This window comes from Nocardia sp. NPDC049149 (assembly GCF_043197455.1).
Taxonomy (GTDB): Bacteria; Actinomycetota; Actinomycetes; order Mycobacteriales; family Mycobacteriaceae; genus Nocardia.
The window spans coordinates 892,465-915,163 of sequence record NZ_JBICTD010000001.1; the positions used below are offsets into that span (position 1 = coordinate 892,465).

A 22,699-nucleotide genomic window follows, 5' to 3' on the forward strand; every position below is an offset into this window, starting at 1 on the left:
GATCGTGTTCCGGGCCGCGTTGACACTCGATCCGGCGCAATGACAATCTGTGGACCAGATATCTCATACCGACGGTTCCGTCGGTTCAGCCTAGGGGGACCCCACCGATGAATTCACTCGCCGCAGGCGTGTTCATCGACTGGGAGGAAATGACAGGTCAGTCGAAGTTCGTGGTCGACCTGATCACGTTCCCGATCTTCGCCGCGCTGGCTGGCTGGTTGACGAACTGGACCGGCGTGCTGATGCTGTTCTGGCCGGTGCGATTTCGTGGCATCCGGATTCCGGGGCTACACCTGCTCTACCCCTATTTTCCGCGCAGGGTGCAGGTGCTGCCGACCTTCTCCGGCGACGGGCGCGAACTCGGCTTCCAGGGTTTCATTCCGGCGCGGGCCGAGAAAATGGCCAGCATCTGCGTCGACAAGGCGCTGATGCGGATCGGCAGCCCGCGCGATTTCATCCACGAACTCGACCTCGACGGCATCGCCGACTACCTCGCGGTCCTGGCCCGCAAGCAGGTGCAGCCGCTCGTCGACGAGCTGATGTACCGGGAGAACCCGGAGATCTGGCGCACCGTCCCGCGCGCCGCCAAGCAGGTGATCTATCAGCGGATCGATCGGGAGATGCCCGCGCTGTCGCGGCGCGCGTTCGAGTCGCTCGGCGACAACGTCGACCAGCTGATCGACATCAAGAGCTTCGTCATCCGGTACCTGCAGGACAATCCCGACATCCTGAAGGATCTGACCACCACGATCGCGGCGCCCGAGCTGCGCTTCATGGTCAGGATCGGGCTGCTCGGCGCGCCGTTCGGCCTGCTGCTCGCGCTGTATATGCATGTGCACCACCAGATTCCGGTGTTCGGCTGGGTGCCGGGGTGGGTCATCGTGCTGCTCGCCTCCGCCGCGATCGGCGTGCTCGTCAACGTCATCGCGGTCAAGATGGTGTTCGAGCCCGGCGATCCGGAGCCTTGGTACAGGTACCTGTGGCAGCAGGCGCTGCTGGCCAAGCGGCAACCGCAGGCGGCCACCGACCTCGCGCACATCCTGGCGCATCAGGTGTTGACGCTGCCGAATCTGTCCAAGGAACTGCTGGACGGGCCCAACGGCGACAAGACCCATCAGCTGCTGGAACGGCTCATCTCCGACGAGATCCACCGCCAGCTCGGCCCGACCACCTCGTTCGTGCGCGCGGCCCTCGGGCGCCGCCAGTTCGACAACCTCAAGGTCGGTGCGGCTGGCGCCGCGGTGGGGCTGGCGCCGAGTCTGGTCGAGGACGAGGAATTCACCAAGGCGCAGGCCAAGACCATCGACGAGTTCGCGGCGCGCAAGCTGCGGCAGCTGACGCCGGGGGAGTTCATGGAGATGTTCTATGCCTCGGTCGAGCAGGACGCGTGGCTGCTCTATCTGCACGGCGCGGTGCTCGGGCTGGTCGTCGGCGCCGCGCATCTGCTCGTTTTCGGCTGGTGAGCGGCCACTCTCGACCGGTGCCAGAAATACAAGCACGCGTGCTTGCATTTTTCTCTGGCCGCTGCGATGCTGAATCGGCGAAACCGACGCACCTAGGACAGGGAACTGATGGCTGACCTCGAAGCGCTGCTCGGCGATTTCGCCGACGAGTGCGCCGACCTCGAACGACTCGTCGCCCCGCTGCCCGCCGCCGAGTGGGCCGGTGCAACGCCCGCGCCCGGCTGGACCATCGCCCATCAGATCGGCCACCTGGCCTGGACCGACGAGGTCGCGACGCTGGCCGCCACCGATGCCGACCGCTTCGGGCAGCTGGTCGCCGAGGCCGCGCCGCACGCGCTGACCTTCGTCGACGAGGCCGCCGAGCAGGCATCGACCGCGGCGCCCGCGGAGCTTCTCGACCGGTGGCATCGCGGCGGCAAGGCGCTCACCGACGCGCTGCGCGCCGTGCCCGCCGGGACCAAGCTGCCCTGGTTCGGCCCGCCGATGAGCGCGGCATCGATGATCTCGGCCCGCATCATGGAGACCTGGGCGCACGGGCAAGATGTCGCCGACGCGCTCGGCGTGACGAGGACCCCGACCGCACGGCTGCGCACGGTGGCCCATCTCGGCGTGCGGACCAGGAACTTCGCCTACTCGGTGCACGGAAAGACCCCGCCGGACAACGAATTCCGGGTCGAGCTCACCGCACCGGACGGCACGATCTGGTCCTGGGGTCCCGAGGACGCCGAGCAACGGGTGAGCGGGCCTGCCCTCGACTTCTGCCTACTGGTGACTCAGCGCCGTCATCGCGACGACCTGACCGTCGAGGCGGTGGGCCCGGACGCGGAAACCTGGCTCACCCTCGCCCAGGCGTTCGCGGGACCTACCGGCACAGGCCGGGCCGCGGGCCAGTTCGCCTGACACCCAACGCCACACACCAACGACGGCCGGATGTGCATCCGACCGTCGTCGTACCCGATAGCGTCCGAAGATTCGGGAGCGGGCGAGCGCCACACTTGGGTGCGCCGTTCGTGTCGGCCGGACGCCATTGGCCGGGTGTCTCGATGTGGCAGTCGAGGATGACGCTCGCCAGCTAGAGAATTATTTACCCCGGCGTGAGCTGTTAGAAACATAAACTGCCCCACGGATTCGGGCGCAGTTGTGATTCTGGTCCCCGGAAGCGGCGCTCCCGTCGCCCGCACCGTAACCTGGACTAACGTATGGCTTTCAACGATGCGGGCCTGCACAAGCCATGGGAGCTGAGGCGCAGGGAGAGGAACGCATCGTGAGAACACATCGGTCTGCCCACATCGCCAGGCACGCCGCGGTCGTGTTCGCCGGTGCCGCCAGCCTCACCCTGACCGTCATCGCAGGCTCCTACGTCGTGCACCAGATCGCCGATGCCGATCGGGCAGGCGGGAACGTCGCCGCACCCGCGGCACCACCGGCCGGGAATGCTGCACCCGATTCGCGGGCCGAGGACACCATGCTGACCGCGGGCGGTTTCGAACTGCCGGTGCTGTTCACGCTCCATCGCCCTGGCGCGGACATCGGCGGGGCGCATGCCGATTCGGGACACGGCACGCAGGCGGGCACCGCGGCACCGACCGCCATCGGCGGAAAGGTGCTGTTCGGCAACACCTATGTCGACGCGCAGGTCGCCAACGGGCAGAACCACACCGTGACGCTCACCCTCGGCACCAACGTCTTCACCGTGCTTGCGGCCGAGTTGTCGTCCGATCCGGTCCAGGGTAACCAGACCGGCGCCACCCGGTTGCGCACCGAACTCGACACGCGCACCGGCGAAGTCGTGCTCGTCCTGACCGACTCCGCGCACAACGAACGCACGCTGCGCGTGCCGCGCAACCCGGCGCCGAAGGCGGGCGCACAGCCCGCTCCCGACATCACCGGAGCCGAGCAGCCCACGCCTGACAACCAGGTCGAGACCGCACCCGCACGCGAAGTCTGACCGAAAACCGCTGGTTACCATAGGGGTAACCGTCCGCGAGGAACTACTGTCGTTTCCTGTGTACGACTTCTGCGTGATCGGTGGCGGCATTGTCGGGGTGGCGACGGCACATGAGATCCTGCGGCGCCGTCCCGGCGCGCGGCTGGTGCTGGTGGAGAAGTCGGCAGCGTTGGCCACCCACCAGACCGGGCACAACAGCGGCGTCATTCACTCCGGGATCTACTATCCGCCGGACAGCCTGAAGGCTCGGCTGTGCAGGCGCGGGGCTGGCTGGACCAAGGAATTCGCTGCGGCGCACGATGTTCCGTTCGCGGAGTGCGGCAAGCTGCTCGTCGCGACGAACGCGGCCGAGCACGCGCGCATGCTCGCGCTGCATGAACGGTCGGTCAGCAACGGGGTGAAGGTCGAGCTGATCGACGCGCGCGAGCTGGTGCGGCGTGAGCCGAGGGTGACAGGTGTCGGAGCACTGTTCGTGCCGGACACCGGGATTGTCGACTACACCAGGATCACCGCCGCGCTGGCCGACGAGATCCGCGTCGCGGGTGGTGAATTCGTGCTCGACGCGGAGATCACCTCGCTCAGCGAGAGCGATACCTCGGTGACCGCGGCCGGGCCCACCGGATCGTGGACGGCCCGCACGCTGGTGGTGTGCGCCGGCTTGCAGGCCGATCGGCTGGCGCGAATGGCGGGGCTGCGCACCGACTTCCGGATCGTGCCGTTCCGCGGCGAGTACTACCAACTGCCGCCGGAGCGGGCCGGGCTGGTCCGCACGCTGATCTACCCCATCCCGGATCCCGCGCTGCCGTTTCTCGGGGTGCATCTGAGCCCGACCATCGATGGTGCGCTGACCGTCGGCCCGAACGCGGTGCTCGGGTTGGCGCGGGAGGGTTATCGGAAGGGCAGCGTGTGTGCGCGGGACGCCCGCGAGGTGCTCGGCTATCCCGGCGTGCACCGGGTGGCCGTGGCCAATGTCCGCACCGGACTGCGGGAGCTGCGCAATTCCCTGTTCAAGCGCGGGTATCTGGCCGAATGCCGTCGGTACTGCCCCGAGCTGACGCTCGCCGATCTGCGACCGCGCGAGGCGGGCATCCGTGCGCAGGCGGTGCTGCGCGACGGAACTCTGGTGCACGACTTCATGATCGAACGCACGCCGCGGTCCGTCCATGTGCTCAACGCCCCGTCCCCCGCGGCCACCTCGGCCATGCCGATCGCCGAACACATCGTCGATCAACTCTGATCACCCACCGGACGAATATCGAACTCGTTGGTCGGATTTGCTGGCTGACCTGCGCCAGCTACCAAGCAACCGGCCGGTAGCTCATGTGGAAGAGCACCACACCAAATTCCGCGCAACTCCCCCAATAAAGAGGAGAGCTGTAGTACTTTTAACGCGTCGTGGAACCCAGCGCCGCGAGCAGAGCCCGAAGGAGACAGCTCGCGTACCCACGAAGGGCGCACGAGTGCCGCCGATTCAGGCAGGGAGGGCCCATGGGCCACATCAAGTATGCGAGTGACGTCGGAGCACCGGTCGAAGTCGCCTTCGCCTACACCGACAACCACCTGTTCGTCCCCGATTGGATGTTCGCGGTGGCAGGCTTCGAGCCCGACGGCGAGCTCGACCAAGGACTCGGCGCGATGTTCACCCTGACTGCGCGACTTGGGTTCTGGCGCTCGACGATGACATGCGAGGTCACCGAATATCGTCGCAACGTGGTCATCGGGTATACGCTGCGTGGGCGTTTGTCCGGGACCCTCACGCTGCGCTTCGATCCGCTCGGTTACGGGCGGTCGGTGCTGACGTCCGAGGCGGAGTACAGCCCCCCACGCGGCTTGGCGGGGCGACTCTGTGCCGGTCTGGTCGAGGCCGCCGTGAAATCGGCGCTCCGCCGCACCGAGTCCCAATTGCGAAGGGAGATAGAAGAATTCCACGGTACCGATCTTGTCGGTCGGATTGCGTAGGGTGCCAGCCATGATCATCGTGAGCACCGACGGATCCTGCCTCCGCAACCCCGGCGGCGCTATCGGCTGGGCTTGGGTCAATCATCAGGGCTCCTCGGGCAGTGGTGGTGCCGCGTCCGGCACCAATCAGGTCGCGGAGCTACGCGCGGTGCTGGAGGCGATCCTCGCCCACGCCGGCTCCGAACCCCTGCTGATCGAAAGTGATTCGCTCTACGCGATCAAATGCGCGTCGGAGTGGATCTCCAGTTGGCGGCTCAACGGCTGGCGCACCTCCAGCGGTGGCGCCGTGAAGAATGTCGAACTCATCCGGCAGATCGACAAGGCGATCGCCAGCAGACCCGGCCCCGTCCGGTTCCGTTGGGTCCGTGGACATGTCGGCAACTACTTCAACGAGCAGGCCGACGCGCTTGCCGGTGAAGCGGCTCGGAAGGCGGCCGTCTCGGCCGCCGTCGCCGAGGCGAACACCGCGGAAATCCCCGCGGTGACTGTGGAAGAACCGCCGACGGCGCCGGAAGCGCCAGTGGACAAGGCCGCGGGGAAGGCGGCCGCGCCGTCGGCGCCACAGGCTTTAACGCTGTTCTGATCTCGTCAGCGGCAGGACGATAGGCCGAAGAAGTCGGTAAGGGCGGGAACGTCCGACTGCCCGAATGACCTCCGGCGGTGGTGGCTCGGCCCACCGCCGGAGGCGCTCGGAGCCAGCCGAATCCGCACCCCTTCCGTGGATCCGCACCGGTTCTGGGCGTCCAGAGGGAGTGCGGATCCGCGGAGGGGGTGCGGATTTCGGGTTAGTTGCCCGGCTGCGGCGAGGGCTGTGCGCTCGGGGCGGGCGCGGGCTGGGTGTTCGGGGCGGGTGCGTTCGGGGCAGGAGCGTTCGGGGTGCCGGGCAATCCGGTGCCTGCGCCCTTGAGCAGCGGCGAATCCAGCTTCTCGACCAACCACTTGTCGCCGGACTTCGTCATCTTCGCGATCAGCACGACGAACTGCCGCTCCGGGTTGGTCTGGGTGAAGTTGGTCCGGTACTGGGTGAGCGTGACGAGCACGTTCGCCTCGGTCTTGTCACCGGACTGATAGCCGCACTGCACATCGTCGGCCCACGACTTCACCTGTGCCTGCACCATCGCGTCCTTGAGCGCGCTGGTCGCGTCGCCGAACTCCTTGAGGAATTCGCCGCTCGCGCCTGCCTTCACCTTGGTGAAGTAGTCGTCGAGGTTCTTGGAGTAGTCGTAGATCGACACGTCCTTGCCGAAGGTGCAGGCGGCATCGGTCGAGGCCTTGATCGCGTCGAGCTTGTCGCCACGGTCCTTGCCCTGCAGGAAGAACACGACCACCGCGGTGATCGCGGCAACCGCGAGCACGCCCGCGGTGAACGCGGCGATCAACGGCAGCGAGGCGGAGCGACCCGACGGAGCCGAATCGTCCGTGCTCTTGGCCGGTTTCGTCGCCTTCGCGGTGTCGACCTTGTCGACCTTGTCGGTCTTGCCCTTGTCCGCCTTCGCGGTCTCGACCTCGTCCGCCTTCGACGGTGCGGAGGCGGGTTCCGGCTGCGCCGACGCTGCGGCGTCGGACTTCTCGGCCGCGTCGCCCTCGGTCACCGAGGTGTCCGCAGCGGTCTCGGCGTCTTTGTTGGTGTCGGCGTCATCGGTGGACATCGATACAAACCTGCACTTTCCCGGCGCGCGGGCGCACCGATCGACTGACGGGCCCGCATCTCGGGCGAACCGTACGCGTTGTCCCGGCGAGTATGCCCGGCCCCACGCATTCGGCGCGGGACCGGGGGCAACTCACCGCACCGGGGGCAGGGTCCGTTCGTTCGGATCCACACCCGGCGGCATGTGCGCGCCGTTGTTCGGCACATCGGGTCGCGGCGCGTTGGCGGCGCCACGAATCTCCTGGCCCGGCGGCGGGTTCTCGCAGTAGTTCCACTTCGGGATCGTGCCGTCCTGGACGATCTCGTTGCGGATTCGCGTGCTGTTGTAGGTGCAGAACGGACGCGGCCAGATGTCGATCATCGCGTGGAACTCGCCGTCGTGCGCGGGCACGGCCAGCGCGTCGGCGCCGAGTGCGAGCGACGGGAACAGCGCACGCAACGCGGGCAGGCGCAGCTGCGCCGCCTTCGTCATCGCCGCGAAGTTGGCGGCCAGGCTGGTGATCGGATCGGTGGTCTTGTCCAGCACCGCGCCGAGGCTGCTCAGGTAGCCGGGTCCGCGCTCGAGCACGCTTTGCAGCTCGGTGTTCGCGTTGTTGAACTGTTCGAACAACGTGCCGGAGTTGCGGGTCAGCGTGGCGAGGTCGGGCTGCGCGTTCGAGGTGGTGTTGGTGATGGTGCGCAGGTTGGCGATCAGGTTCGTGGTCTGCGGCAGCAGGCTGTCCAGGCCTGCCATGGCCAGGCTGATGCCGTTCACCATGCCGCGCAACTGATCTGGGCCACCGCTCAGCGCGGTGTCGAGCTCGCGCAAGATCACGCCGAACTTGTCCGGATCGACCTGCGCGATGAGCGCGCTGGAGTTGTCCAGCACCGACCAGACCGGGGTCGGCGTCTTGATCTTGGCCGCGTCGTACGCGATCACCGCGCCGTCGCGCAGGAACGGACCCTGATCGCCGGCCGGACGGAAGTCGATGTACTGCTCACCGGCGCCGGACAGGGCCTGCACCGAGATCGCGGTGTCCACCGGGATCTTGTACTTGGTCTCGATCTCGGCCGCGGCGGCGATCGCCTGACCGCGGTCGGTCAGCTTGATCGAGGTCACCTTCCCGACCCGATAGCCGCGCAGGGTGACGTCGTTGCCCGGCTGCAAACCGCCCGAGCGGTCCAGGTTCACCGTGACGGTGTAATTCGAGCGCAACGGGTTGACCCGCATGATGCTCACCATCAGGTAGGTCGCGCCGATCAGGAACACCAGCACCAGGCCGATGCTCGAGAGCACCAGCTTGTGCTGCATCAACTTCGAGAAGAAGGTCATCGGTGTCCACCCACTCGGCTCTGCACGACCTGCAACACCTGGATCATCGAGCCGACGAAGTCCGACAGGTCCCGCACGTTCTGCAGCCTGCCGTGCTGTGGGTCGGTGATCGCGCTGATGTCGAGGTTGGTCAGCGTGGCGTATACGGCAAAGCTGTTGCCGCGGAAGGTCGCATCCACCTTGGGGCGAATTTCCTTCAGACCGTCGAGCGTGCTACCGAGGTTGTCCCCGGTCTTCGCCAGCGCGGCCATCAGCTGATGGGTGTTGTCCAACAGACTGGCCAGCTGCTGGCTCGACGTGTCGGCGTAATCGCCGAGCGCGGCGCTCGTCGTCGCCACCTTGGTCAGCAGATCGCCGATGGCCCTGTTGTTCTCGGCGATCGCGCCGATCATCTGCGGCAGCGTGTCCGCGACCTGCCCGAGCTCGCCACGTCGCTTTTCGATGGTGTTGGCGAGCTCGCTGAACTCGCTCAGCACGCTGTCGACCCTGGCCGAGTTGTTGTTCAAACTGCCGACCACACCTGTCATTTCGGTGATCAGGTGGGAAAGCTGCGGCCCACGGCCACCGACGATGGAGTCCATCTCCGCGGTCAGCTTGCCGAGCGCGGCGACGCCACCACCGTTGAACAGCATGGACAGCGAGATCAGCAACTGTTCGACGGTCGCACCCGCCGAGGTCATGTCCAGCCCGAGCGTGTCACCCCCGCGCAGCATCTCGGCGCCTGGCGTGGTCTTCGGCTTGGACACCGCGACGAACACGTCGCCGAGCGGAGTGGCCTGGCGCAGTTCGGCGGTGCTGCCCTTGGGCAACTCGATGTCCTTGCGGATGGTCAGGTCGACGATCGCCTGGAAGTTCTTGGTCTTGATGTTGGAGACCACCCCGACATCCGAGCCGCCGATCTTCACCTTCGCCTGATCCGGCAGGTTCAACGCGTTCTCGAACACCGCGTGCAAGGTGTAGGACTCGCCGGACAGGCCGGGCTTGGGCAGCGGCATCTTCTCGACCGTGAGCCCGCACCCCGAGGTGAGACCAACCCCGGCCACGGCGGCCAGCGCGATCAGCGCGCGTCGAGCCTTCATCGTCATGCGGTATGTCATTTCGTCAGTCCGAGCAGTGCGGCGGTAAGTCCGTAGTCAGGGCCGAAATCCTGGACGTTTCCGGTGCGGCAGCCGTCGGCCTTCATCTGGAGTCGCTCGCAGAACAGGCTCACGATCTCACCGGAGAGGAAGGTGCCGAGGACACCGACCAACCGGACGTAGCCGCCTTGGCGGTTCATGATCCGGTCGACGTTCTGGAAGACCATCGGCGCCACGTCGACGACTTCGGTGATGCCGTAGGCGTTTTCGCGCAGCTGGGCGGTCACGTTGGTCAGCCCGGTCAGCGAGCTGGCCAGCTCACCCTGATACTGGCCGAGGGTGGTGCTGGTGTTGGCCAGGAAGTCGTTGACCTGATTCAGCGTCGCCTGCAGGCCGGGGGACTGCTCGGCGAGCAGCCCGGTCAGCTGGGTCATCCGGTTGCTGAAATCCCGCACCGATTGGTCGTTTTCGGCCAGCATCGTGGTCAGCTCGTTCAGCTTGATGATGATGCTGGACACCGCGTCCTTGTTGTCGACGCCGACCTTCAGCGCGCCGGACAGCGCGTTGAGCGTGTCGCGCATCTTCTCGCCGTTGCCGTTCACCATCGGGTACAGCACCCGGCCGGACAGCGGGCCGATGCCCTCGGTGCCCGGCTCCGGCTTGAGCGCGGCGGCGAACTGATCGATGGTCTTGATCATCGTGTCGAGCTCGACCGGCGTCTTGGTCTTGCCGAGCGGCAGGTGCGCGCCGTCGGCCAGCGTGTCGCCCTTGGTGTACACCGGCGTCAACTCGACGTGCCGGTCGGTGACGATGGACGGCGAAATGATCGCGGCCATCGCGTCTTTGGGGATCTTGACGTCGTTGTTGATCGACAGGTGCACCTCGACGAGGTTGCCCTTCGGGATGATCTTCTCGACCTTCCCGACATCGAGCCCGAGCACCGTGACCGGGTTGCCCTCGTAGATGCCCGCGATGTTCTCGAAGTCGGCGGTGATCCGCGTGGTCTGACCGAGCGCGTTGTTGACCGAGGTCGGCACGAGCGAGCAGCTGCCGACGGCCAACGCCGCGGCACTGACGACGACCAGCTTGGCCAGCGTCCGGAACTTCCGGGTCGTACTCATCCCTGGCACCCTTCGATCACGTTGGCGCGGCACAACCAGTTGTCGGGGAAGAGCCATGGCAGACCGACCGAGCCGTACGGGCCGTTGCCACCCCACGAGTTCGCCAGGTAGCGCACCGTCGGCGGCATCAAGGACAGCAGTCGATCCAGGTTGTCCTTATTCTTCTGCAAGCCCTCCGACATGACGTTCAACTGGTGAATGGTCGGGCCCAGTTGGTTGTCGTTCTGCGCGCCGATCTCCTGCAGCTGCCTGGTGAGCGCGGCGACATTGTCGAGCAGCTGACGCAGCAGGCCCTGGCGTTCCATCACCCGGTTGGCGATGGCCTCGCCCTGAGTGATCACCAGCAGCACGCTGTTGCGGTTGTCGGCGAGAATCTTGGTGACCCGGTCCAGGTCCTTGAGCAGGCTGTCGACCTCGCCCTTTCGGCTGTCCATCACCTTGGCCAGCGCGCCGACGCTGTCGAGCGCCTGTGCGAGCAGCTGCGGGGAATCACCCATCTGCTGGTTGATCACGTTCAGCGACTGGGTGAGCTTTTTGGTGTCGAGCGCCTCGAACTTCGGCGTGCCCTCCTGCACCACATCGGCCAGGTTGTACGGGACCGAGGTGTTGGACAACGGGATTCGCTTGCTCTTCAAGCCGGAACCGTCGCCGGGGTTCAGGTCGACGTACCTGGCGCCGAGCAGGGTGGCCATCTTGATCGAGGCGTGTGCGTCGGGGCCGAGCTTCACACCGTTGTCGACGCTGAGCGTCAGCAGCACGTGGTCGCCCTCGAGCTTCGCGCCGTCCACCCGGCCGCTCGTGATGCCTGCGACGCTCACCCGGTCGCCGACCTTGATCCCGGCCGCCTGCAAGAACTCGGCCTTGACCGTCTGCTCGCCGACACCGACCAGCTTGACCGCGGAGGATGCGAGCAGCAACGCGACGATGAGGAGACCGCCGAGGATGCCTAGCCAGAAATAGCGGTTGTTGTCGAACCGTGCCTTCATCTTCGTCATCATGGGCGGCACACCGCCGAGTGCGACTTGCCGATGACACCGAGGCTGTCGATGAACCCGCGCGGGAACAGCACGCCGTAGAGCGAGATGTCCAAGCCACACAGGTACGCGTTGGCGTAGCCACCCTCGGACGTGTGCCGACCCGCGGCCGAGATGATGTGTGGCAGGTCGATGGCCGCCTGGTCCAGCTTCGCGCCGTTGGCGAGCAGCAGTGACAGCGCGGCACTGGTGGAGTTCTGTGCGGTCTGCAACTTCGGCTGAATGGTGCCGACCATGCTCACCAGCGAGCTGGTCGCGTTGGCGATCTGCACCGTCGAGGTCTGCAGTGACTGGCCCTGCTCGTACAACCCGCCGATCAGGGCCCGGGTCTGGGTCACCAGGGTCTCCAATTCATCACCTCGTTTGGCCAACCCCGCCATCACGCCGGAGAGGTTGGTGATCACATCGGACAGGATCGCGTCCCGCCGCTGGAAGTCGGTGGCCAGCTGCGCGGCCTGCACGATGAACGCGCTCAGCGAGACGCCGTCACCCTGCAATGCCTGGATGAAGGTCTCCGAGAGCCGGTTCACCTGCTCGGGCTGCAAGGCCTGGAACAGCGGCTGAAAACCGTTGAGCAGACCGGAAACGTCGAACGACGGCTCGGTGCGCTCCAGCGGGATCGCCGCGTTGTTCTTCAGCTGTGCCGGGCTCGGCGCCTTGCCCGGCGCCAGCGCCACGTACCGCTGGCCGATCAGATTCTGGTAGCGGACAAGGGCTTTGGTGTCGTCGAAGAGCGTCTGGTCCCGCTGCACGACGAAGGTCACCTTCGCGAGCTGCTTCTTGGTCTTCTGGTCGCGGGTCAGCTCGATCTTGTCGATCTTGCCGACGCGCACGCCCGCCATCCGGACGTCGTCGCCCTCGTGCAGACCGAGCACGTCGGTGAAGGTCGCCGAATAGGTGTTGGTGTCGCCGTCGACGATGCGCGCCAACGTGTTCCAGACGACCACCGTGACGAGAATCGACACGAGGGCGAAGATGCTGAAGCCGATCAGTGGTTTACGGATACTCATCGGCCTGCCCCGTTTCCGGGCACGTGCATGGTCCCACCCTTCAAGATCGAGCTCAGCAGCAGATATTCGGCGGTGGTCGGCGTGCGGCCGAGCAGCGCGGTGATCGCGGCATCACCCTGGTAGGAGATCGCACCCGCGGTGGGTGTGCGCGCCGAGGCAGGCGCCACCGGCGCGGGCTCCGGCGCGGGAGCCGCGGGAGCCGGCGGCGGACTGAGGCCGGGGATCAGCGGGAACAGACCCTCGAGCGGAGTGCCCGCGAACGGCCGTGAGGCACTGGGCATCCCGGTCTCGGCGGGCCGCGCCTCCGGCGTGGTGACACCGGGGATCACCGGCAGACCCGGCATCGGCACCACCGGCGGCAAACCCTTCGCCGACTCCAGCGCACGCGGCCGCAGGTTCTCCGGCAACGGCGGCAACGGATTCACCGCGGGCGCAGTGAAACAACTCGGTCCGGCCAGCTCGCCGTAGCGCGGGCAGTCGGCCACCGTGTACGGCTCGTACGGCGTGAGCGTGATGCCCGCGTTCCACACCTGCTGCTTCTGCGGGCCCCAGGTGAACGTGGCGCCCATCCGACGGGTCAGCTCGCCGAGGTTGATGATCGTCTGGGTGACCGAGTTCGGATCGGCGGCCACCGCGCCGAACATGTCGCTCGTGCCTGCGGTCACCTGCTTGCCGACGTCGGGGTTGCGGGCGAACAGATTGTTGACGGTGTCGACCGTGTTGCCGGTGCCGGTGATCAACGAGACGAGCTCGCTGCGGCGGTCGGCGATGGTGCGCGCGGTGTTCACCGAAGTGCCGAGCACATCGAGCAGTTCCGGCGCGGACTGGTTCAGCGCATGCACCGAACTGGAGAAGTCGTTGAGCATCACGCCGAGGTTCGGGATCGACTCATCGACCGACAGCAGCCAGCGGTCCAACCGCTCCACCGAGGAACCCGGCATCCGCCCACTGCCGTCGAGCGCCTGCGACAAGGTGCCGAGCACGCGACCGAACTGCACCGGATCGATCCGGTCGAGGATGTTGCGCACGGTGGTGAGGGTGTCCTGCAGTGCGATGGTGCCCGCGCTGCGATCCTCCTCGATCACCGAGCCTTCGCGCAGGTACTGATCGGCCGGACCGTTGAAGACCAGCTCGACCGAGGTGACCGCGAACAGGTTGCTCGGCACCACCCTGGCGGTCACGTTGGCCGGGACGCCCTTGGCGAACTCCGGCTTCATCTCGATCTGCACCTTCTGCAGCTCGCCCTTGGCGGCGACCTCGACGCCGGAGACCGCGCCGACGAGCACACCGCGGAACTTGACGTCCGCGTCCGCGGGCAGTCCGTCACCGGTGGTGGTCAGGTTCGCGATGACGTTCACCTTGCTCACGAAATAGCCGGTGTAGCGCGCCATCAGGAAGCCGAGCACGAGCGCGAGCACAATCAGGCCAGCCACGCCCGCGAGCAGCAGCTGTCGCATGGTGGGTCCACGCCCACTGGGATCGATGATCATCTGGCCGCTACCCCGAGATCCGGATGCCGGGGTTGACGCCCCAGATCGCCAACGTCATGAACAGATTCGCGAAGACGACCGCGATGATGCACACCTTGATCGCCCGGCCGGCCGCAACGCCGACGCCTTCCGGTCCGCCGGAGGCGAAGAAACCGTAGTAGCACTGGATGAACGTGGTGATGCCGACGAACAAGATCGCCTTGACCAGTGAGTAGATCACGTCTGTCGGTATCAGGAATTGATAGAAGTAGTGCGAGTAGGTGCCACTCGCGGTGCCGCCGATCAGCTGAACGGTCAGCGAGCAGGACAGGTAGGCCACGGCAAGGCCGAGGCAGTACAGCGGGATGATCGCGACCATCGCGGCGAACATCCTGGTGCTGATCAGGTAGGGCAGCGGCCGGATCGCGATGGACTCCAGCGCGTCGATCTCCTCGGAGATCCGCATCGCGCCCAATTGCGCGGTGAACCGGCAACCCGCCTGCGCGGCGAAGGCGATCGTCGCGAGCAAGGGACCGAGTTCGCGGGTGGTGGCGAATGCCGAGACCGCGCCGGTGATCGGGCTGAGGCCGAGCAGGTTCAGCGAGTTGTAGCCCTGGATACCGACGGTCATCCCGCCGAACGCGCTGAGGATGAACACGACGCCGATGGTGCCGCCACCGACGACCAGGTTTCCGTTACCCCAGCTGACGTCGGAGAGCAGCCGCCACACTTCCTTGGGATAGTGCTTGAGCGCCAACGGGATCGAGCCGATCGAGCGCAGCAGGAAGAACACCTGGTGGCCGAGCTTGGCGAGCAGATCGACCGGTGCCTGCGCACCCTTGCGTAACTGTTGGAACGGCCGCAGCAGCGGGGGAACATAAGTCGACGACACTCAGACCACCTGTGATGGGAACAGTGCGTTGTACACCTGGGTGATAATCAGGTTCACGCCGAACAACATGATGGCGGAACTCACCACCGCGGAATTCACCGCGTTGGCCACACCACCAGGACCACCGCGCGCATTCAGCCCGTTGTCGCAGGCGATGATCGCCGCGAGCAGACCGAATATGAGCGACTTCACCAGTGCGACAAAGAGATCGCGAGTGACTGCGAACGAGGAGAACGTACCGATGTACGACCCGGGGGTACCGTTCTGCGCGAAGATATTGAAGATGTAGCCGGTCAGGAAGCCGACGAAGACGACGAAGCCGCAGAGCAGCACACTGACCAGCATCGCCGCGCCGAGCCGGGGGGCGACCAGCCTGCGCAGCGGATCGACGCCCATCACCTTCATGGCGTCGATCTCTTCACGAATGGTGCGGGAGCCGAGGTCGGCGCAGACGGCCGAGCCGACCGCACCGGCGATCATCAGCGAGGTGACGAGGGGAGCGCCCTGCTGGATGATGCCGAGGCCGTTGGCCGCGCCGATGAAGGAGGTCGCGCCGACCTGTCCGGCGATCGAGCCGACCTGGATGGAGACGATCACGCCGATCGGGATGGCGACCAGCAGTGTCGGCGCCGCGGAAACGCTGGACATGAACGCGCACTGGCGGATGAACTCACGGAAAGGGAAGCGACGCCGGAAGATCGCGATGAACAACTCGGCAACCGCGGCGATGCCCATGGTGATCTGGCGGCCGAAGGTTTCCAGCGAAGCCTTCGGATGGTCTGTCCAGTAACCCTTGGTCCAATCGACCGCATCACTCATCCGTGACCCTGTTGGTGGACTCTCGGTCGACTGCACTGGCTAACCCCTCTCGACGCCGGTTGGCTGCCCCGGCGACTTGTTTGCTTGACGCACCTTACTACGTAGTAAGCCAGAACACACCACCCTCCTGTGATTGCAGTCATAGACCACGGTCACTGTGTACGAATCGCTATGTACCAAGTCTCCGACATTGGGTTCTGGCCCAAAAACATGGGTGGTTTGTCTGGAACAAGTTACAGGTCAGACCGGTGAATCGGCCGCCCACAGTTGATCTTCTTGCCCTTTTATTCGGATAGAATTCATGCAAAATCACATTTGATTCCAGAACCGAACAGAACGGGCTGTACTACTACTAGACGACAAAGTAGAGTCTGACATTCAGCCTCTTCATAGCTAATAGCTATCGGTAACAATTAGGGACATGTCGGCGATTATGTCCAAAATAAGATCGAGGCTCGACGCTGTTGACACCCTGTCGTAGATGACACACCCGGAGCCGAATACTGACACGATGGGTGCGACAGATTGATATCGTGCGGGCTTCCGACGTCTGGAGGGACATGTTCAGCAAACTCGCCAAGGTGGCCAATGCTGCCTTCGCCGTAGCCCTTGGTGCGGCGCTGCTCGGAACCAGCGCCGGGGCCGCGCAGGCCGAGCCGGGCCCGCCGGTCGTTGGCGGCGGTTCCGGCATCATCATCGACAACCAATTCGAGTGCACCGTCACCACTGTCGGCCACGACAGGGACGGTCGACTGGTCGGACTGACCGCGGGACACTGCGGTGACCCCGGTGCCGAGGTTTTTGCTGAGGCCAACCGTGGCGCAGGCGTGATCGGCCGGTTCGTCTACTCCAACCACGATCTCGACTACGCCATCATCCAATTCGAGCCGGGCAAGATCATCCCGGTGAACCGGATCGGCAACGTGTCCATCGCGCGGCTCGGCGCGCCGGCCGCCTTCCCGATGATCGTCTGCAAGGAAGGCCGCACCACCGGCAACACCTGCGGCATCAGCTACGGCGACGTCTTCGGGTCGAACATGGAGACATGGAGCCAGATGTGTGTCGTGGAGGGCGATTCCGGTGCGCCGGTCGTCATCGGCGACACCCTCGTCGGCATGGTGAACGCCTACCTGGCGATCGCCTGCTTCGGCCCCGAGGTCGGCACCAACATGACCTCGATCATCGACGACATCAACCACCGTGGCGGCATCGGCGCAGGCTACGTGCCTATTTAATTGGCCGCTTCGCGGATTCTGGCGCCAGACCCAGGATGCGCGAAGGGACAGTGGCGGGCGGCGGTACGGGAACGGGTGAGTCAGCCCGTACCCAGGGAGTTACCCATGTACTCCCGAAATCACGTGGAATGAGCGGGCCCCTCGGGCCCGCTCATTTTTCTTGCCCGGCAGGGGCTTCCGTGCGCGTCGGGGCGAGTGCGGGGCCTGCGGCGGCCGCGCACTGCGGCAGGCAGTCGACGGTGTCCAAGGTGGGGACGGCCCGGCGCGGCTGCCGCAGCAGCACGCCCGCGAGCACACCGCCGACCACCAGCAGCCCGATGCAGATCCACATGGCCTTGGCGAAGCCGTTGTCGAAGGCGACGGGATCGCTGAGCGCGCCGGAGATTCCGGCAAGACCGGGCAGCGCGGCGACCGCGAGCAGTTGCGCGGTGCGCGCGACGGCGTTGTTCACCCCGGACGCGATGCCTGCCTCGCTCGACGGCACCGCGCCGAGCACCGCCCCGGTCAGCGGCGCGACCAGCACCGAGAGGCCGAGCCCGAAGACAACGATGCCGGGCAGCACATCGGTGAGATAGGTGGTGTCCGGCCCGAGCCGAAGCAGCAGCGCGATGCCACCCGCGGCGAGCAGCGGGCCGAACGTCATCGGCAGGCGCGGGCCGTGCCGCTGCGCCCACCGGCCCGCGGGCGCAGAGAGCACCAGCATCACCAGCGTGGCAGGCACGGTGGCGACACCCGACATCAACGGTGAATAGCCCGCCACCAGTTGCAGTTCCAGTACCAGCAGGAAAAAGACGCCGCCGAGCGCCGCGTAGACCGCGAGGGTGACCAGGTTGGCCGCGGTGAACACCCGCGAGCTGAACAGCGAAGGCGGCACCAGCGGATGGTCGCTGCGCAGCTCGATCGCCACGAACGCCGCGAGCAGCACCAGACCCGCCACCAGCAGCAGCGGCATGGTCTCGATCAGGCCGAAGGTCAGCGCGCCGAGCGCGAGGGCGACCACGAAGGCGCCTGGCACGTCCAGCCGGGTGGTGGCATTCGGATCATGGCTCTCCGGCACATGTTTCAGCGCGACGAGCACGACGACGAGCGCAAGCGGCACGTTGAGGAAGAAGATGGATCGCCAGCCCGCCAGATCGATCAGCCAGCCGCCGAGGAAGGGGCCGAGCGCTCCGGCGATACCGCCGAAGCCCGACCACAGGCCGATCGCCGCGCCCTGATCACGCTGATCGATCGACGAGGAGATCAGCGCGAGGCTGCCGGGGGTGAGCATCGCGCCCGCCACGCCCTGCAGCACCCGCGCGAACACCAGCATCTCGATGTTCATCGCGGCGCCGCACAGCACCGACGCGAGCGCGAAACCGATGGTGCCCCAGACGAACACCTTGCGCCTGCCGAGCCGGTCGCCGAGCGAGCCGCCGAGCAGAATGAACGACGCCAGCGTCAGCGTGTAGCCGTTCAACGTCCACTGCAGCCCGGCGACATCGGTGTCCAGCGACTCCCCGATGCGCGGCAGGGCGATGTTCACCACGGTCGCGTCGAGCGAGGCCACCGCCGAACCGAGGATGGTGGCCAGCAGAATCCAACGGCCGGACGCCGATTTCAGCCGAGGTAGTTCAGTGCTGCTCACTGCCTCAACATAATCGCTGAGAGACTCGTCAGAGCTCTTGTACGCACATGACGAAGCGGCGGACTTCGTAGACATATCCGGTGCCGCTGTCGCAGGCGCCGACATCGCTGGCGCCGTCGACCCGCTTGATCACCTTGACGCCCTTGACCGGTGCCGCGCCGACGCAGTCGATCCGCTTGGGGTCGTCGCCGCCGACATCCATGCAGCCGCCGACGACCCAGTCGATGTCGAGGCAGTACGCGCCCTGCTCGATGCCGTTGAGGGTCTCGGCGTAGTAGTTGTCGGCGTCGCCCGAGCACTGGCTGCTCTTCGACTTCTTGTCGATCACCTTGTAGTTTGCCGCCCGGCTCCCGCACGACGCCTTCGCGATGGTGGCGTTGGCGGTGGTGCCGCCCAGCGTGACGCAGTCGCCGATGTTGGCGCTGAAGTCGGTGTTTCCGCTGGTCGTCGACGGCTTGCCGGTGGTGGTTCGGCTCGGCGACGCCTTCGGTGTGTTGGTGACCGAGACGGCGTCGACGGTGCCGTTGTTCACCGCGGGCTGCGCACGGCCGCTGATGGTGGAACTACAGCCGACCAGCAGCAAGGCGGCAGTCGCGACAAATACCGCGAATCCGACACGCCACGACGTCAGTTGACCAGACACGTACAGTCCTCCCGAGCTGTAACGCTCCGAACTCACACCCCCGCGGGAATTCGAAGTAAACATTGCGGTGCTTCTAAATCCCCGCCATGCATACACCATAAACCGGACACCCGTCGACTTCACAATGGAATCGAGCCGCTCGCAACCGATCTGGGATAAACGGCGGCCGACGCGTGCCCGACCACCCACCGCGTGCGCCCGGAACCAGCATTTTCGCCGAACAGCACGGCCGGGCGACATCGATCACTCCAGCACCGTCGCTGCCGCGGGCACACCCGCCGCAGCGGTTACCCTGAGGGACGCACCCGATGCTCGGCGGTCAGGAGGTGACCCCATGGTTTCGGCAATGGCAGCCGGCGGCTTCGACGCCGCCGACCCGGCCGCCGGTAAGTTGGCCGCGCCCAAAGAGATGCTGGTCGACCCGCGATTCATTCGGCTCGCCGATCAATTCTTCGGCATGTTCACCCAGCCGAGCCGAGGCGGCGGCGCACTGGCCGTGTATCTCGACGGCAAACCGGTGGTCGATATCTGGGGCGGCTGGGCAGGTAAGGACCGGCGCTGGAACGGCGACACGGTCGCGCTGACCTTCTCGACCGGCAAGGGCGTCGCCTCCACCGTGGTGCACCGGCTGGCCGAACGCGGCCTGATCGACTACAACGCCCCGGTCGCCACCTACTGGCCCGAATTCGGGGCACACGGCAAAGGCGACATCACGGTGCGCGACGTGCTCGCACACCGGGCCGGGCTGCATCGCGTGCGCGGCCTGGTCCCCGGCCGCGAGGGCATCCTCGACTACGACGCGGTGATCACCGCGCTGGCCGAGAGCCCGCCGGACCCGCGGCGCATCCGCACCTCCGGCTATCACGCGATCACCTTCGGCTGGCTGGTCGCCGAGATCGTGCAGCGCGTCACCGGTGACCCGTTCACCGACGTGGTGCGCAGGGAGATCGCCGAGCCGCTCGGCCTCGACGAATTCTGGTTCCGGGTGCCGGAATCCCAGCGGTATCGGATCGCCAAGATCTTCCCGCACCTGAGCCCGCCGGGGATCCGCTGGAACACCGCCTCGTCGGTGCTGTCCTGGGTCCGGCCGATCCGCGGGATCGCCGAGGCGGGCATGCCGGAGAGCTTCGACGAGCTGATCCGCGACCCCAGGGTGCACGACGCGGTGATGCCCGGTTTCAACGGCGTCTTCTCGGCGCGGGCGCTCGGCAGGATGTACGGTGCCTTGGCCAACAACGGCCGGGTCTTCGTCGAGCGGCCTGGCAGGCAGGAGACCGTGCAGTTCCTGCTGCCGGAGACGATCGAGGCGATCAACCAGATGCAGCCCGCCGAGAGCAGGGACTATGTGCTCGGTTTGCCGTTGCGTTTCACCCTCGGCTATCACCGGCCGGTGTTGATGTCCAAGCAACAGCCGCGAAAGGCGTTCGGCCACTACGGCGTCGGTGGTTCCGGCGCCTACGCCGATCCGGAGCTGGGGATGTCGATCGCGTTCGTCACCAATCGGCTCGGCAACGCGGTGACCGCGCTGGGCGACGCCAGGCTGGCTCGGCTGGCGGCGACCGCGCGCAATACAGTGCGCCGGGCGAAACCGTCCGTTGTCGTCGACGAGACGGAAGGCTGAGGACCGGGTCGAAGTTCGGTCGGATGCATCCCAGCGCTCCAGGGCCGGTCGAACCGCAAGGTCGATGAATTCGTATCTATAGATATGGACGTCGGCACACCCGCGCCCGGCACTGGCGAGCCGAGGCACCCTCGACTCTTCTTGTTGCACGCGGCGGCCGCAGGCCTCGACTTCGACAGGTACTTCCGCTGGCGCAGAGCCAGGGAGGGCGATCCGTTCTTCGTCCGCTTTCCCAACTTCGGCACCGGCCTGTTCACCGGCACCGCCGACGGCGCCCGCGAGCTGTTCCGCGCCCAGGCCGACGGTGTCGAGCCGCCACGGCCGAATCCGATCGAGCCGCTGGTCGGCAGCGCGTCACTGATTCTGACGGCAGGCGAGCGGCATCGGCGCGACCGCGCAGTGCTCGCGCCTGCCTTCCACGGCACGCGGATTCGCGAGTACGGCGCCATCATCCGGGAATCCACGCTGCGGGAGCTGTCGGGCGGCACCGAGGGGCAGGTGTGGCGGCCCGGTGCCCGCATCGACTCGCGGGCCGCGGCGCGGGCAATCACGCTGCGAGTGATCCTCGAGGCCGTGTTCGGGGCGTCCAGCCAGCAGCGGCAAGCCGAATACCTCAGTGCCGTAGGGGAATTCCTGTCCGCCTACTCCGGGCCGCTGATGCTGCTTCCGGTGTTGCGCCACGGGATGTTCGGCCGGGCACCGTGGGATCGGTTCGTCGCGGCCCGCGAACGGCTGGATCGGCTCATCCGCGCCGACATCGCGCGCAGACGCGGCGGGGACCATGCCACCGACATCCTCGGCCTGCTGCTGCAGACCGCGGACACCGACCGCACCGATGACGAACTGTGCGAACAACTCCGGACGCTGGTGGTCGCCGGGCACGAGACCACCGCGACCACGCTGGTCTGGGCGCTGTACCACCTGCACCGCGACCCGGCCACGCTGGAACTGCTGCGCATCGAGTTGCGGGGAGCGGGCCTCGATGCCGACCCGCTCGACCTGGCGCGGCTGCCCTATCTCGACGCGGTGTGTCAGGAAACCCTGCGCCTGCACCCGCCGGTGCCGATCGTGCTGCGCAGGCTGACCGAGCCGTTCGTGCTGCGCGGTGTCGAGCTGGCCGCCGGGGACACGATGGGGATCGCCGTGCCGTTGCTGCATTCGGATCCGCAGGTGTGGTCGCAGGCGCAGCGCTTCCAACCGGAGCGGTTCGTCGGGCGCAAGTACCGGCCCTTCGAATTCGCACCCTTCGGCGGTGGCCATCGGCGCTGCGTCGGAGCGTCGCTGGCGGACTACGAACTGCGAATCTCGTTGGCTACCATTCTCAGCCGAGTACGGCTGCGCCTCACCCCGCGATACGCGAACGGCCGTACGCCAATCGCGGTGCCGCACAACATAGCAACCGGTCCGCATCACTCGATTCCGTTCGACGTGGTGAGTGATTTACATCACGAAGCTGTTTGACGATCCCAGCATTGCGGTGGACCAGCATGCTTCGGCGGCGAACCGGACACGCCGACGTGACCGGTAACTTTCACGAAGTCGGCCCATGCGTGACGAGTTATGTGACGGCGACCACACCGTGCGGTCTGCTCGAATCACTATGAAACGCAACTGGCTTCGAGCCGCACCGGGACGGTAGGAAGGACAGCAGGGTCGGGCCGTCAATACCCGTGGTGCCACTGTGTCGGCGCCACGCCGAATGAGAGATCTCCTCACGCGCGCGCAAGGTGCGGGTGGGCGAGGGATGGAATGGACGAGAAACCTATGCATGCCGCTTCGCACACCGGGTCGCTACCTGCTCACCAGCGGAGAGCGCAGCTAA

Annotated in this window: 20 protein-coding genes; 9 read left to right on the forward strand and 11 right to left on the reverse strand. The window is 66.3% G+C overall.

Features of this window, described 5'->3' with window-relative positions:
• Positions 1–107 precede the first annotated feature (107 nt).
• From ACGFNJ_RS04240 to ACGFNJ_RS04265, 6 genes are all read left to right on the forward strand, one after another.
• On the forward strand, positions 108–1,463 hold the full coding sequence (locus ACGFNJ_RS04240) for a hypothetical protein (RefSeq protein ID WP_393443170.1): 1,356 nt from the start codon (positions 108–110) through the stop codon (positions 1,461–1,463).
• A 108-nt stretch (positions 1,464–1,571) separates the two neighbouring features.
• Positions 1,572–2,363 (forward strand): TIGR03084 family metal-binding protein, encoded by a 792-nt coding sequence (locus tag ACGFNJ_RS04245; protein ID WP_393443172.1) that lies wholly within the window; start codon positions 1,572–1,574, stop codon positions 2,361–2,363.
• Positions 2,364–2,727: 364 nt separating this feature from the next.
• The gene (locus ACGFNJ_RS04250) at positions 2,728–3,411 is read left to right on the forward strand and encodes a hypothetical protein (RefSeq protein WP_393443174.1); all 684 of its coding nucleotides are present in this window, start codon (positions 2,728–2,730) and stop codon (positions 3,409–3,411) included.
• A gap of 58 nt (positions 3,412–3,469) precedes the next feature.
• Positions 3,470–4,648, forward strand: coding sequence for an L-2-hydroxyglutarate oxidase (lhgO, locus tag ACGFNJ_RS04255; RefSeq protein WP_393443176.1), 1,179 nt, complete (start codon positions 3,470–3,472; stop codon positions 4,646–4,648).
• Between the two features lie 251 nt (positions 4,649–4,899).
• On the forward strand, positions 4,900–5,370 hold the full coding sequence (locus tag ACGFNJ_RS04260; protein WP_069167180.1) for an SRPBCC family protein: 471 nt from the start codon (positions 4,900–4,902) through the stop codon (positions 5,368–5,370).
• A gap of 10 nt (positions 5,371–5,380) precedes the next feature.
• A complete protein-coding gene (locus tag ACGFNJ_RS04265; RefSeq protein WP_393443178.1) occupies positions 5,381–5,953 on the forward strand; it encodes a ribonuclease H in 573 nt (190 codons plus the stop codon).
• A gap of 202 nt (positions 5,954–6,155) precedes the next feature.
• Here the strand turns inward: ACGFNJ_RS04265 and ACGFNJ_RS04270 are convergent, their stop codons facing one another.
• The 9 genes from ACGFNJ_RS04270 to ACGFNJ_RS04310 form a co-directional block, all read right to left on the reverse strand.
• Positions 6,156–7,019, reverse strand: coding sequence for a hypothetical protein (locus ACGFNJ_RS04270; RefSeq protein ID WP_393443180.1), 864 nt, complete (start codon positions 7,017–7,019; stop codon positions 6,156–6,158).
• A gap of 132 nt (positions 7,020–7,151) precedes the next feature.
• Positions 7,152–8,330 carry an MlaD family protein gene (locus tag ACGFNJ_RS04275; RefSeq protein ID WP_393443182.1) on the reverse strand — a complete coding sequence of 393 codons (1,179 nt, stop codon included), beginning with the start codon at positions 8,328–8,330 and terminating at the stop codon, positions 7,152–7,154.
• Entirely contained in the window at positions 8,327–9,415 is a 1,089-nt protein-coding gene (locus tag ACGFNJ_RS04280; protein ID WP_393443184.1) for an MCE family protein, read from the reverse strand. The genes ACGFNJ_RS04275 and ACGFNJ_RS04280 overlap by 4 nt, the downstream gene beginning before the upstream one ends.
• A gap of 8 nt (positions 9,416–9,423) precedes the next feature.
• Positions 9,424–10,527: an MCE family protein gene (locus ACGFNJ_RS04285; RefSeq protein WP_393443186.1), complete on the reverse strand. Its 1,104-nt coding sequence runs from the start codon at positions 10,525–10,527 to the stop codon at positions 9,424–9,426.
• Positions 10,524–11,522: an MCE family protein gene (locus tag ACGFNJ_RS04290; protein ID WP_393443757.1), complete on the reverse strand. Its 999-nt coding sequence runs from the start codon at positions 11,520–11,522 to the stop codon at positions 10,524–10,526. Before ACGFNJ_RS04290 ends, ACGFNJ_RS04285 begins: the two co-directional genes overlap by 4 nt.
• Positions 11,522–12,571, reverse strand: a complete 1,050-nt coding sequence (locus ACGFNJ_RS04295; RefSeq protein WP_393443188.1) for an MCE family protein — start codon at positions 12,569–12,571, stop codon at positions 11,522–11,524. Before ACGFNJ_RS04295 ends, ACGFNJ_RS04290 begins: the two co-directional genes overlap by 1 nt.
• On the reverse strand, positions 12,568–14,061 hold the full coding sequence (locus tag ACGFNJ_RS04300) for an MlaD family protein (protein ID WP_393443190.1): 1,494 nt from the start codon (positions 14,059–14,061) through the stop codon (positions 12,568–12,570). The genes ACGFNJ_RS04295 and ACGFNJ_RS04300 overlap by 4 nt, the downstream gene beginning before the upstream one ends.
• Before the next feature lie 7 nt (positions 14,062–14,068).
• Positions 14,069–14,932 (reverse strand): ABC transporter permease, encoded by an 864-nt coding sequence (locus tag ACGFNJ_RS04305; RefSeq protein ID WP_393443192.1) that lies wholly within the window; start codon positions 14,930–14,932, stop codon positions 14,069–14,071.
• Positions 14,933–15,751: an ABC transporter permease gene (locus ACGFNJ_RS04310; protein ID WP_393443194.1), complete on the reverse strand. Its 819-nt coding sequence runs from the start codon at positions 15,749–15,751 to the stop codon at positions 14,933–14,935.
• A 560-nt stretch (positions 15,752–16,311) separates the two neighbouring features.
• Between ACGFNJ_RS04310 and ACGFNJ_RS04315 the strand changes: the two genes are divergently transcribed.
• Positions 16,312–16,986, forward strand: a complete 675-nt coding sequence (locus ACGFNJ_RS04315; RefSeq protein WP_393443196.1) for a serine protease — start codon at positions 16,312–16,314, stop codon at positions 16,984–16,986.
• 151 nt (positions 16,987–17,137) lie between these two features.
• Here the strand turns inward: ACGFNJ_RS04315 and ACGFNJ_RS04320 are convergent, their stop codons facing one another.
• Positions 17,138–18,613 (reverse strand): MFS transporter, encoded by a 1,476-nt coding sequence (locus ACGFNJ_RS04320; protein ID WP_393443198.1) that lies wholly within the window; start codon positions 18,611–18,613, stop codon positions 17,138–17,140.
• 28 nt (positions 18,614–18,641) lie between these two features.
• Positions 18,642–19,256, reverse strand: a complete 615-nt coding sequence (locus ACGFNJ_RS04325; protein WP_393443200.1) for a hypothetical protein — start codon at positions 19,254–19,256, stop codon at positions 18,642–18,644.
• Between the two features lie 346 nt (positions 19,257–19,602).
• Here ACGFNJ_RS04325 and ACGFNJ_RS04330 point away from each other — a divergent pair, with 346 nt between their 5' ends.
• Together ACGFNJ_RS04330 and ACGFNJ_RS04335 are read left to right on the forward strand one after the other, a co-directional pair.
• Positions 19,603–20,877 carry a serine hydrolase domain-containing protein gene (locus ACGFNJ_RS04330; RefSeq protein WP_393443759.1) on the forward strand — a complete coding sequence of 425 codons (1,275 nt, stop codon included), beginning with the start codon at positions 19,603–19,605 and terminating at the stop codon, positions 20,875–20,877.
• An 84-nt stretch (positions 20,878–20,961) separates the two neighbouring features.
• Positions 20,962–22,338 (forward strand): cytochrome P450, encoded by a 1,377-nt coding sequence (locus ACGFNJ_RS04335; RefSeq protein WP_393443202.1) that lies wholly within the window; start codon positions 20,962–20,964, stop codon positions 22,336–22,338.
• Positions 22,339–22,699: the final 361 nt, after the last annotated feature.

Bases quoted from the DNA above. Each gene is read 5' to 3' on its own strand.
- ACGFNJ_RS04240 (WP_393443170.1), top strand. From the start codon at position 108: ATGAATTCACTCGCCGCAGGCGTGTTCATCGACTGGGAGGAAATGACA.
- ACGFNJ_RS04315 (WP_393443196.1), top strand. From the start codon at position 16,312: ATGTTCAGCAAACTCGCCAAGGTGGCCAATGCTGCCTTCGCCGTAGCC.
- ACGFNJ_RS04275 (WP_393443182.1), bottom strand. From the start codon at position 8,330: ATGACCTTCTTCTCGAAGTTGATGCAGCACAAGCTGGTGCTCTCGAGC.
- ACGFNJ_RS04300 (WP_393443190.1), bottom strand. From the start codon at position 14,061: ATGATCATCGATCCCAGTGGGCGTGGACCCACCATGCGACAGCTGCTG.
- ACGFNJ_RS04335 (WP_393443202.1), top strand. From the start codon at position 20,962: ATGGACGTCGGCACACCCGCGCCCGGCACTGGCGAGCCGAGGCACCCT.
- ACGFNJ_RS04280 (WP_393443184.1), bottom strand. From the start codon at position 9,415: ATGACGATGAAGGCTCGACGCGCGCTGATCGCGCTGGCCGCCGTGGCC.
- ACGFNJ_RS04295 (WP_393443188.1), bottom strand. From the start codon at position 12,571: ATGAGTATCCGTAAACCACTGATCGGCTTCAGCATCTTCGCCCTCGTG.
- ACGFNJ_RS04310 (WP_393443194.1), bottom strand. From the start codon at position 15,751: ATGAGTGATGCGGTCGATTGGACCAAGGGTTACTGGACAGACCATCCG.
- ACGFNJ_RS04265 (WP_393443178.1), top strand. From the start codon at position 5,381: ATGATCATCGTGAGCACCGACGGATCCTGCCTCCGCAACCCCGGCGGC.
- ACGFNJ_RS04245 (WP_393443172.1), top strand. From the start codon at position 1,572: ATGGCTGACCTCGAAGCGCTGCTCGGCGATTTCGCCGACGAGTGCGCC.
- ACGFNJ_RS04285 (WP_393443186.1), bottom strand. From the start codon at position 10,527: ATGAGTACGACCCGGAAGTTCCGGACGCTGGCCAAGCTGGTCGTCGTC.
- ACGFNJ_RS04330 (WP_393443759.1), top strand. From the start codon at position 19,603: ATGGCAGCCGGCGGCTTCGACGCCGCCGACCCGGCCGCCGGTAAGTTG.
- ACGFNJ_RS04260 (WP_069167180.1), top strand. From the start codon at position 4,900: ATGGGCCACATCAAGTATGCGAGTGACGTCGGAGCACCGGTCGAAGTC.
- ACGFNJ_RS04270 (WP_393443180.1), bottom strand. From the start codon at position 7,019: ATGTCCACCGATGACGCCGACACCAACAAAGACGCCGAGACCGCTGCG.
- ACGFNJ_RS04290 (WP_393443757.1), bottom strand. From the start codon at position 11,522: ATGACGAAGATGAAGGCACGGTTCGACAACAACCGCTATTTCTGGCTA.